1 protein-coding gene is annotated in these 385 nt (G+C 43.9%); it reads left to right on the forward strand.

All coding sequences use genetic code 11. The features are described from left to right. Window positions 1-230: hypothetical protein (locus F752_RS26315; RefSeq protein ID WP_040664897.1), on the forward strand; the 230-nt coding region annotated here is incomplete at its 5' end. Window positions 231-385: the final 155 nt, after the last annotated feature.

The raw sequence follows: 385 nt of genomic DNA on the forward strand, positions 1-385 counted from the left end.
AGAGGAGAATCCGGAATAAAGGGGAGGTAGAAGAAGAAGTTTCGGAATGGGGTGAAAATACTTTTGAGGAGCTCTTGCGGGGGAAGAAAAGAGCTGTTATGTTTGCAATCCCAAACGAGGGAAACAGAGCAGAAGAAAGAGATTTTGGAAGCTTATTTATTGAAGTAAAAGTAGAGGAGAAAGTATTGCTTTGGTGGAACTTTCCTTTAGGTAGAAAAGGTTATCAATAGCCGCCTGAAAGGAAAGAAAAGCTTTAGTAGCCAGAGCAGGTGAGGCAGGGAAAAAGAAATAAAAAATCTTCTTCAATGTTTGCCGGAGTCGGAAGATTAACTACCTTTGCACTCCCCTTACGGCAGCAGGCCAGGAGGCAGCGAGATTGAGGCGG

The organism is Nafulsella turpanensis ZLM-10 (genome assembly GCF_000346615.1).
Lineage (GTDB): Bacteria > Bacteroidota > Bacteroidia > Cytophagales > Cyclobacteriaceae > Nafulsella > Nafulsella turpanensis.